General features: G+C 45.2%; 6 protein-coding genes. All 6 read right to left on the reverse strand.

All coding sequences use genetic code 11. From position 1 onward, the window contains the following. Nucleotides 1-153 precede the first annotated feature (153 nt). Nucleotides 154-2,103, reverse strand: coding sequence for a YhgE/Pip domain-containing protein (locus G7Y37_RS08085; protein WP_165062961.1), 1,950 nt, complete (start codon nt 2,101-2,103; stop codon nt 154-156). Next, nucleotides 2,096-4,480: a YhgE/Pip domain-containing protein gene (locus G7Y37_RS08090; protein WP_165062962.1), complete on the reverse strand. Its 2,385-nt coding sequence runs from the start codon at nt 4,478-4,480 to the stop codon at nt 2,096-2,098. The genes G7Y37_RS08085 and G7Y37_RS08090 overlap by 8 nt, the downstream gene beginning before the upstream one ends. A gap of 258 nt (nt 4,481-4,738) precedes the next feature. Then, nucleotides 4,739-6,706 carry a Tat pathway signal sequence gene (locus tag G7Y37_RS08095; protein WP_165062963.1) on the reverse strand — a complete coding sequence of 656 codons (1,968 nt, stop codon included), beginning with the start codon at nt 6,704-6,706 and terminating at the stop codon, nt 4,739-4,741. 1 nt (nt 6,707) lies between these two features. Then, complete coding sequence (gene acnA / locus G7Y37_RS08100; protein ID WP_165062964.1) at nt 6,708-9,371, reverse strand: aconitate hydratase AcnA; 2,664 nt, start codon at nt 9,369-9,371, stop codon at nt 6,708-6,710. A 78-nt stretch (nt 9,372-9,449) separates the two neighbouring features. Continuing rightward, a complete protein-coding gene (locus tag G7Y37_RS08105; RefSeq protein ID WP_165062965.1) occupies nt 9,450-10,538 on the reverse strand; it encodes an isocitrate/isopropylmalate dehydrogenase family protein in 1,089 nt (362 codons plus the stop codon). 152 nt (nt 10,539-10,690) lie between these two features. Further along, entirely contained in the window at nt 10,691-11,293 is a 603-nt protein-coding gene (locus tag G7Y37_RS08110) for a hypothetical protein (RefSeq protein ID WP_241156072.1), read from the reverse strand. Between the last annotated feature and the right edge of the window lie 158 nt (nt 11,294-11,451).

The following is an 11,451-nucleotide window of genomic DNA, read 5'->3' on the forward strand; positions in this document are numbered from 1 at the left end:
CGATTAAACCCCTTGGGGTACCAGCTGTCTTAAGCAGCAGAACTAACTTACAATTTGCCACTCGAATGAGCAGCCCAACTATTCTACAGCATACGCGGAAAATAACAAGCAAACTATCCGATTATCTTTGCTATAACAAACGAATTGCCCGAATTACCCGATTATCTTTGTCGATTCCACGGTGCGTACATACCATTTCATAAAGCGCTCAAAAGGCTTACGCAACACAAACCCTATCAGTGCCGCAGGAACAAGAAATAGCACAAGCGCGCCCATCTGCATCCAAAAATCACCCTGATATACACCAAACATTGCCGCCCTCATAGCATTAACCGCATGCGTTGCCGGCAAAAACGGACTAACCCACTGCACAAATTCTGGAAGTATCTGCAACGGATACGACCCGCCGCAACCCGTAACTTGCACTATTAACAAACAAACCGCAATGGCTTTCCCCAGATTTGCAAACGCCAAAACTAACACATATATAATGAAGGTAAATACAAGCCCTGCAACCCACATAATAAGCATCAACAACCACGGGTGAACAGCTTGAACTTGCAAGAAAAAGACGTTTCCCACACCCATCAAAGTGGTTTGCGCCAACGACAAACATGCCATACAACCAAAGCGACCTACTAGCATCTGACGCGGCTTGGGATCTTTCAACTTGTGCTGCGCTATGTTCGACACTTTAGGTTTTACAACAACGAGAATCAGCAGCGACCCTATAAAAATAGCAAGCGCAGTATAAAAAGGCGCCATAGCCGATCCAAAATTCTCAGATGAAAACACCGCAATCCGCTCTATTCCCACCGGTGCAGCCATTGCTTTAGATAGGCTTTGCGTATCAGACGTAAGCAAATTCTTCAACTGCTGAACGTCCTTTGATGCTAAAGCCTCCATTATGCCATCTGCCAATTCGCGCATCTCTACACTAGACTCACTAAGACCAGAAGAAACGTCCGATATTTTCGATATAGCACCGTCCAATATTCCATGTGCAGAATCAACAACGCCAAAGACGCTCGATGCCATAGCCGACAGTTCCTTTATAGCAGCCGTCGAATCAGCTGCCAAAGCTTTTGAATCCGTTGCCAGCCTATTCAAATTAGGCTTCAAATTCCGTTCGTAATCATCGCGCACTTCTTGCATTTTAGCTTGCGAATCAGCTACCAGTTGTTCTATCCGCTGCTTTGCTTCATCCCCTATAAGCGATATAAAATCCTCATTTTCCAAAGCCTGTTTGAATTTGTCGAAGCTGGTCTGCGCCGCATCAAGCGCTTCTTCCATCTTTTGCTTGACACCTTCCATATTGGCAGGCGCATCTGCAAGACCATCAATAGCACCCCCAGCCTTATCCATAACAGCTTTTACCTCTGTTTGTACAGAAGATATAAGTTCAGCACTATCGTCTAAAAGATTCTGCGAATTACGCAGCGCACCGGCATACATTTCCACGACATGGCTTACGCGATCCATATCGTCAGCCATTGACCTCACATGCCCTGCCAAAGCAGCAATCTGTCCATCCACATCCATCTTATCGGAATAATTGCTAATCGATTCAGCCACGCTCAGCATTACCTCGGTCAGCGTCTGGGCGAACGTTGTATTTACTTCGCTTGACACCGTATCTGCACCAGTAGTTGTTATCTTTGGCGAAATTGCATTCTTCTTCTCGTTTTCGTAATACGTTATCTGAGCGTGTTCGGAATCGTCAGTATAAAAACGCAGCATATCTCGACTGAATTCTTTAGGAATCACAACCGCCGCATAATATTTCCCACTTGCTGTACCATCCACAGCATCAGCAGAAGTTGTAACAACCCATCCTATTTGATCGTTAGCGCGTAATGCCGAAACCACCATATCGCCTATATTCACGCGCAATGGCATAAGATCGCTTTCGTAGCCTTCATCGTCGTTGGCTACAGCAACCGTCAAGTTACCCGTATTGTCGAAAACATCCCAACAAGCTATCAGGTTATACCAAGCGAATATTGATGGCATAACCACAAGTCCTATAGTTATTATGCAACTGACCACATTGGCGAAAAGACGACGCGCATCGCCCGTAAATAGCTTCCAAATATTACTCATCGCCATCACCGCCCGATACCACAGCATCGCGCTTCGATCGCTTCTGACCATGCACTACACCGGCATATTCAGTAGCGTTTCTCGCCAAGTAAAGATTTCGCACCTCTTCGTCGCTCATATTGTCAATACGCACTTGTCGCTCAAAGCTAGACTTCAAGCTTTCTACAACAACAAGGAAAATGAACACCGCTATCAGACATACCAGCCAAAGCGTTAGCAGCATCACTTTCCCTGTGGTGCCAAATGAAAAAATTACAGTTAACACAACAGGAATAGCCACACCAGCTATAATTGCCCCGCGAATAAGCCACGGATACGCTTTTTTGAAACGCGCATACCGCCTGTTAATATCTTCGCGAAATTCTTTACGGTCGGAAAGTATGCGAATGACCTGCGAAACTCGATAGCGACGCACAGGCACTTCCACATCTTCGCCGTTGAATATGCCGCTTTCTTTTATCTGGCGCGCGACCATTCTGTTAACATTCGACATCAGCGGTCGCACAAGAATGCCAATTGTCATGAACACAGCCAGATAAAGCATCAGAATGCCAATATCAACAGCGTACTGCGAACCGTAAAATCCACATATCGATTCACGCATTGCACTTATGCCATACGTGAACGGCAGCAGCGGATATATAGCCTGAAAAAAGGGCGACGTCATCTCTATAGGATATAAGCCAGTAGCGCCCGGAATTTGCGCGAACACCAAGATTATGCAAATGCCTTTTCCGATGTGTTGCAACGTAACTGAAAGCGAGTAGATTATGCTCAAGTATGCAAGAGATGCTACTGCCGCAGCGAAAAATAGTGCCGGCAAGTTTGCAATCTCTACGCCTAGATGAGGAAGTCCTGCACAGCATATTACAGCCTGCAATATCACCATTATTGCAAAAAGCAAATATCTACCAAGATAGCGCTGCGTAAGCGTTAAATTCTTGATGCCTTTATCGTCAACTTCTTGGCGAAGCACAACCATAAGCATAAAGGCACCAATCCAAAATGTCAGGTTCATAAAAAGCGGTGCCATAGCTGTACCATAAGCATTTACCGGATACAATTTTTCAGTTGTTAACTGCGTAGGAGCCCCGATAAATTCCGCAACTTTCTGCGCATCTAGCGTCTGTTCGCCAAGAATACTTGTTATAGCATCCGCACTAGTTAATGCCAGCACGTCTGTTTGAACGCGATCTAGATTAGATGCCAAATCGCTCAATAAAGTTTGAGTTTGAGCCAAAGCATCAACCACGGATTCAAGCGTAGAATCCATGTTGGCTAAAATGTTATCAGCTTGTGCAATTAACACTTTTTGCGCAGCCACCGATCCGCTAGCTTGCCCAGATGCGCCAGCTATTTCTCCCAGCCCCGCGCCAAACGCAGGTGCTATTTCGTTGGCTAGTACATCCGAATACTTCGCAGCATCGCTTTGCACTTTATCGGCAGATGCGCGAAGCCGACGAATAATATCCTGTATTTCCGGACTTTGGACTGGTATTTCTTCAAGCGCGATAACCGCCTCGGCATAGGCATCAGCAGCAGATTGCATAGCACTTGAAATAGCGGGAACCGAACTGGCAGAGAATTTCAAGTAGTCGCCTTGCAAAGTTGTAGCTAAATCAGATATAGCCTGCAAAGCATCTGAAGCATGATTAATTTCGTTGCGCGCTGTATCAAGCGGCGCTTTCGCTTTATCCACGTTGGTTTTCGCTTGTTGCGCACCAGACGAAAGCTCCGACACCGCAGAAATTGCATCTTGAATATGCGCTTCTGCCTCGGATATGCGCGCCGATGCAGTTAAGCGCGCAGCATCCACTTTATCACGCGAATCATCTATAGCCGCATCTATAGCATCAGCCGCCTTCTTACTTACAGTTTCTACAAATGCGGAATTCACGGTATTATCTAGCGTGTTTGCACCAGTGTCGGTTATTTTCGGAGAAACCGGACCAATTTTTTCGTTCACGTAATATTTTATGTTGGGCTGCTTAAAATCCCCTGTAGTAAGCGTTAGTAAATCAGCTGAAAATTCCTCGGGAATTACGAACACCGCGTAACATTCGCCTGAATAAAGCTGATCCATCGCATTGTCATAGCTTGGAAATTGCCAATCTAGTTGACGGTTGTTGTGTAACTCGTCCACTATCATCTGACCAACATCTACATAGCCAGTAAGTTCGCTGTCAGCACCCGCATCCTCATTTACTACACAAACGCGCAAATCGCCTGTATTTTCATAAGGATCCCAAAAACCCCGAACGTTATACCATGTGTACAAAGATGGCAGCACCAAAAGCGCGATTATAACCACCATAGCTGGTGGCACTTTTAACAGGCGCAGAATGTCGCGCTTCAGTACACGGAAAACATTACCCATGATCTAAGCGCCAGCTACACCCCCAAACCCAGCAGATAAACGTCGCACTAGCGTATTAAAATCATACATCAATTAAATAAGTGCACGACAAGCAAATTGTTATCACCTGTGCTAATAACTACGCTAATTGTCAAGCAATCGAGTATTCCCGCGAAGTGCAAGGTATAAGTTTTTGTTTAGTCTGCTCGGCCTGAATTTTCCTAATTGTAATCTTCTGCTCTTTGTTAGGCATTACAAATTTCCTTTATTACCTACATATTAAGCTGCCGCTTCACCAGCCGCATCGTCTGCGGGTGCTTCCGTGGCACCCGCATCCGCACCCGCATCCGCCGTGTTGTCGCTATTGTTAGTGCTAGTAGTAATTACTTCACCATCTTTGCCCACAATGGAATAAACGGTAGCCTCATTTTCCGTCTTCAAATATGTGAAAGTTATCTCGTCGCCCACCTTGTACTTAACTATCTCAAGCAAGCCCGGTAATGCGAAATCAAATAACTCATCACGCCCCTCTATTAAGATGTAGAAATGCGAATTACCGCCAACAACAGCCTGCGCAATAGCCGATATTGTACCCGTCACTTCCTCCACATCGGTCAGGTCGGTTGTATCGGTTAAAACTCCATTCGTAGCCAGCAGCGCTTCATATGCCGTTTGCGTATCAGCCACAGTATCGCCGACTGCCACATTCTGATAACGCTGTATGTCTATCATTGCGAACTTCTTAGGCAAGCCACTCGCATCTTTCAATGCCATGAAATATGTCGGCTGATTCGCTACATTAATCAACAGCGGGAAAGTTGCCGTATAGCGTAAATTCTGAACCTGCCCTTCCGCGGAATTCATAGCAGAAGCCTCAGTAGCACCCGAAACGCTATAGAAGTGCGACTCTTGAGTGCGCTGATTTACCAGCACAAACCCAACTATGGAATTGTCAGCCGTAGCTGAAGTAACTCCAGTGTATACCCACACATCATCGTCTTTAGCAATGTAGTTGTAACCCACCGTACCATCGGTACCGGGAGTGGTACGTACAACGCCTTCTTGCCCTAAGAATGAATTTAGCCACCCATTATGATAAGCACCGTACCAGTTGTACTGCTCTATAAGCAGCTCGGCTGGGAACACCCTGTCTACCCATTGCGGTACATCCTCTACAGCCATTTCGCTACACTCGCCAGTTGTGGCATCGCAAAGAACTACTTTATCAATGGTGTAACCACCGAACAAACCAATGGTAAATGTACGTACAGGGCAAATCCACCAAGCATGACCTTCTTCATCTATTTCAAATGAAAGCTCATCAAATATATAAAACGGATATTTCAACTGCACATAGCGATCAATATTGCGCGCCAGCGGTTCGCTCTGCGAATAGTAGATCGGATTTTCACCTAAGCGCACTATTTCGGCATCTTGCGTGGTCATATTCACCAATGAATACGCTGGAATACCTCCATCGCGATTTGTGAACCACTTGAATAAATCAGCATATCCAAGCGGACTTACACGCACAGGCGCACCCTGATAATTAATCTGACTATACAGCGGCGATATTTCAAATTGGCTAACATATTCAGGAATAGAGCCCATTTCGCGATCGCCAATAAGAATTGCAGAATCTCTATCAATAACAGGAATTTGGTTGTAATCTACCTCGTGAATATCTTCCGCGAAGTCTAGCGTGTCAGTTTCAAGTACAGACGAATATTTCTCCGCATTTCCGGGAATTATCGCATTACTAAACAAGCCGCCCAACAAACCTACAACTATTACAGCAACCGGTATAGCCATAAACACTGTATAGCGTTTTTGCTTACTTGAACTTTTTTCATATTTACCGCCACCGTTTTTATATTCGCGGCGCCTGTTATAGAAAAACAGCGCAAGCACAATACAAATAATGCCGACTACCATCCATAATTCAACAGAGTTAATGCTGATAGGCGGATGGAACCACCAGTACAGCGCCGCTAAAACCAACACCGCAACCACGGCAAAAATAATCCAACCCCGCTTGCTGCTAGGCCCTTTTACATTATCCAAAAACGAAAGATCTATATGAGGTGTATCCCCTTTACCTCCCGCCGAGGTGCCCGACGTGTCCTTATCTTCTGTCGTCGCGCCTCCAGAAGATGCGCCCTTGGCACGGTCGCCACCCATGCCATCAGTGTTCATTCCGCTCATGCGCAACGCTTCAAGCAGAGACTCTAATCCAGATTTAGCCACATCAGCTCCTTTGTTCATGCGCTAAATTGCGCAATACATACTGTAGAATTCCGCCATTCTGATAGTAATCGCCCTCTGTAGGAGTATCTATCCTTACTGTAACATCAAATTCGATCGAATCACCATCTGAGCGCTTCGCAATAACATGAACAATAGCAGGATGCGGAAGCCCTGCCGAAAAGTCCACGCTATCAATGCTAATTACCTCATCGCCGCGTATGCCCAAACACTCGGCATTTTCTCCATCTAGAAATTGTAACGGAAGTACACCCATGCCGATCAAATTTGACCTGTGAATACGCTCAAAACTTTCCGCTATAACAGCACGCACGCCTATAAGCATTGGACCTTTTGCTGCCCAGTCACGCGACGATCCACTACCGTACATCTTTCCCGCAATAACTACTGACGGTATATGTTCAGTCATGTAATGCTGCGCCACATCGAAAATGGGCATTATCTCGCCGGTAAGCATATCGCGACTCCACCCACCGCGCCTTCCATCCGCCAGCATATTCTGCAACTTCACATTACCGAAAGTGCCACGCATCATAACCTCATGGTTTCCGCGTCTACTTCCATAAGTGTTGAAATCTTGCGACGCAATGCCATAGCTCTGCAAATATTTAGCTGCCGGCGAATTTATAGGTATTGCACCTGCCGGAGAAATATGGTCGGTAGTTATAAAGTCGCCCAAAAGTGCCAATATGCGAGCATCTTTTATAGGCGCAACATTTTTTACCACCATTGGCATGCCATCAAAAAATTCAGGGCGGCGCACATATGTCGATTTAGCATCCCAATTAAACGAACTGCTAGGCTCAGCTTCAATTTGCTTCCAACGCATATCCCCATCATATAACCCGCGCGATCCTTGCGCATATAAATCTGGTGTAACGTATCTCTCAACAAATTCGGCAAGTTCATCAGGATCTGGCAATATGTCATGCAGATAAACTTCGTTACCATCTGCATCCACACCTAAAGGCTGCCTGTCCATATCGAAATCCACTGTTCCAGCTATTGCGTGCGCTATAACGTTCGCAGGTGCCATTAAGTAGTTTTGCGATACATCCGGCGAAATGCGTCCTTCAAAATTCCTGTTTCCAGAAAGCACACTTGCTAGTTCTATTTTGTCCGCAATAGCATGCATAGATTCACTTAAAGGTCCTGAATTCCCAATACAACTCATGCACCCAAAACCGCAAGTATAAAAACCAAGCTTCTCTAAGCCTGCCGAAAGACCAGCTCTATCCAATAAAAGTTTTGTCGCATGGCTGCCCGGTGCCAGAATTGTCTTTACCCAAGGCGCGGGCACCAATCCCCTATTTGCCGCATTTCTGGCAAGAATTCCAGCTGCAAGCATCATCTCTGCATCAGTTGCCGTCGTGCAACTAGTTACAGCAGCTATAGCTATTGCACCATGAGTTAATTCATGCGACTGACCATCTATCTGAACTACAACCTTTTTGCTTATATCCAGCTTACGGTCGGCGCAAATGCCAGAAAATCTATTTTTTGCATCTTTTAAATCGAATCTGGAATGCGGTCTGCTCGGTCCTGACACGCTTGGTTTTATCTCGCCTAAATCAATGTGTACAATATCGGAATATATACGGTTTTCCCCGTCGTAGTCATTCCAAAAACCTTGCTCTTTTGAATACGCTTCTACAAGCGCAATCTCATTTTCATCCCTGCCTGTAGTTTGCAAAAAATCTAGAGTGCGATCATCAATTGGAAATAGCGTGCATGTGCACCCGTATTCAGGTGTCATGTTAGATATGCATGCACGTTGTGTAGCAGTCAGTTCAGACACTCCGGGTCCAAAGCATTCAACAAAACAACCCACAACCCCTTTTTTGCGCAGTTTTTCAGCAAATGTAAGCGCTGCATCCATAGCCGTTACGCCAGATGCCAGTTTCCCAGAAAGATGAATACCTATTACTCTTGGAACCAGTGTCGTTATTGGCTGACCTAATGCCGCAGCTTCCGCCTCAATTCCACCAACTCCCCAACCTAGAACGCCTATGCCATTAGCAGTAGGAGTATGAGAATCAGTACCAACCAAAGTATCGAAATACGCAAGCTCTTTCTCGGGCATAGACCGCGTCATAACAACGCTAGCGAATTGTTCTATATTTAACTGATGGCAAATCCCTTGTCCAAACGGCACTATACGCACGTTACTAAACGACTCTTGAGCCCACTTTAAAAATTCATAACGCTCTTTATTGCGATTGAATTCCAGCTGCATATTCTCATCCATACAACCCGCACGCCCTGCAACATCAGCTATAACCGAATGGTCTATTACCAAATCGCACGGTACTTGAGGATTAATCTTCTCGGAATTACCACCAAGCGCTGCACATGCTTCGCGCATTACTGCAAAATCAACAAACACCGGTACGCCCGTAAAGTCTTGGAACAAAACATGCGCCGGACTGAATTCTACTTCTTCACCAACGCTACCAGCATTAGCCGCATCAACTATATATCGCGCCATACGATGCGCATCTTCTTCATTACTAGCACAGCGCAGAACATTTTCAAGCAGTACCCTTAGCGAAAAAGGCAGCTTATCAGCACCTTCTATCTGACCGACAGGATAATAATTGTAAATTTTCCCATTAACTTCCAATTCGGCTTCAAGGCCGTCGATCATTAGAACACCTATCCCTTCAGGTACTTATTATTGTTTGCCACTTGCCACAATATGCAACACTCTGTCGCAAACAATACCCTACATTGCTTCAATTTGACGAACCAGCGCATCTGTAAACGAACTGCATGTGGCAGGTTCGCACTTGCGTTCAGGTACGCGGATATCGCCGGTTAAATGCGTCCCTTGCGCATAAACTGCCAATACAGCGCTGCGAATGCGCAAAGCAGCTTCTCGCTCTCCAATATGATCTAGCATCATAGCAGCGGAAAGTATTTGCGCCGTAGGATTGGCTAAGTCTTTACCAGCAATATCTGGAGCGCTTCCATGCACCGCTTCAAATACAGCATATTCTTTGCCGATATTAGCCCCGGGCGCAAGCCCTAATCCACCCACCAAACCAGCAGCCAAATCACTTGCAATATCACCGTACAAATTAGGAAACACAATTACATCGAATTGCGATGGATCCATCACCATATTCATACAGAAAGCGTCAACTATTTTGTCATCAAAGTCTATCTGGTCTTCATAGTCTTTTGCTACATCGCGAGCAACTCTTAAAAATAGACCATCGGAATATTTCATTATGTTTGCTTTGTGAACAGCAGTTACTTTGTTTCTTCCCTGCTTAATAGCGTAGTTGAAAGCAAAATCTACAATATTTTTTGTAGCGGTTATAGATATCGGCTTTATCGAAATCCCCGAATCTTTAGCAATGCGCCCTGCACCTTGCTTGTCTATAAAATCAATAAGTTCTAGTGCTTTTTCTGTACCTTCTTCGAATTCGATACCCGCATATAAGTCTTCAGTATTTTCACGTACTATTACTAAATTTACATCGCTATAGCGACCACCAGCTCCCGGAATGCTCATAACCGGACGTAAGTTTACATACAGGTTTAAGCTTTTCCGCAAAGCTACATTCACGCTGCGAAAGCCAGTACCGACAGGCGTTGTACACGGACCTTTTATTGCCACCTTATTACGCCTGACAGAATTTATAGTCTCCTCCGGTAGCGGAGTACCATATGTTTCAATACATGCTGCTCCAGCCTGTGCTATTTCCCATTCTATTTCAGCGCCACTTGCCGCAACAACGCGCTGCATGGCAGCAGAAGTTTCAACTCCAATCCCATCTCCCGGAATTAACGTAACCGTATGCCGCATATACCTACCCTCTCTTTAAGAAAAGCAACACATTCTACAGCAGGTTAAACAAAGCTTCTATTTAGTCGCTAAATGGCAGACAATGTAGCGAGAGTTGCGCAGCTTCTAAACCGAGTTATTCGCCACTCAACACTCAACATCCCTGCATAAAATCATTTAAGATTTTCCACAATTTGAGAAGCGCGCTTCTTCAGCGTTCCCTTCCCATTTTCAGCATCGAATTTCATCCTTGCCGCAAGTTCTTCTTTCACCTGCGAAGAAAGTTTACCTGCAGAAAAATCAACAACAGCTATCAGCATATCCTGAAATTCCAAATCGCCGTGATAACACTGAATGCCTTCATCTATCAAAGACCATACTTTCTCCGAACGATTTTCAGTAGTAGCTCCATAGCGACATAAGAAACGCATGGCCGCTAAACGCAACGGTCCGCTATCTTCATCATACAATGCCGTTTCTGCACCCTGTACAGCCCGCTCACAAGAGCGTGCGTCTATTTGAACAATCTCAGATAAAGCATCTAAACATTCCCAGCGCGTTTGCGCCTCTGGTCTATTTAGAGCATCTATTACGCTTTTAGTATACGGCTCTATTAACTCAGGATTCTCTTTAGCAACTATTGCGATAACTGCCGCAGATTGCTGACGATCTCTCCTAGAAGATCCTTCTAAGTTGTTTATATGCGTTTCTAACTGCTTTGTGTTCTTAAGTGCTTTATCAGCTTGTTGTCTAATATCGTCAGCTCGAGTACTCAAAGTTACGCTCCTCATGTGTGTTTTTCTAGGATACGATTATATCGCACACCGCATCCCTCTTATCACTCACAAAGTCTATATAAAACAAAACCGCCTCATGGGCGGCTGATACATACTCTGATTTATCCAAGAAAACATAAAGCACCCTATGTGAGCGG

The sequence above is a fragment of the Adlercreutzia sp. ZJ154 genome (genome assembly GCF_011039055.1).
GTDB lineage: Bacteria > Actinomycetota > Coriobacteriia > Coriobacteriales > Eggerthellaceae > Adlercreutzia_A.

What these genes read in the sequence shown, in the direction of transcription:
- G7Y37_RS08090 (WP_165062962.1), bottom strand. Translation starts at nt 4,480, where the DNA reads ATGGGTAATGTTTTCCGTGTACTGAAGCGCGACATTCTGCGCCTGTTA.
- acnA (WP_165062964.1), bottom strand. Translation starts at nt 9,371, where the DNA reads ATGATCGACGGCCTTGAAGCCGAATTGGAAGTTAATGGGAAAATTTAC.
- G7Y37_RS08085 (WP_165062961.1), bottom strand. Translation starts at nt 2,103, where the DNA reads ATGAGTAATATTTGGAAGCTATTTACGGGCGATGCGCGTCGTCTTTTC.
- G7Y37_RS08105 (WP_165062965.1), bottom strand. Translation starts at nt 10,538, where the DNA reads ATGCGGCATACGGTTACGTTAATTCCGGGAGATGGGATTGGAGTTGAA.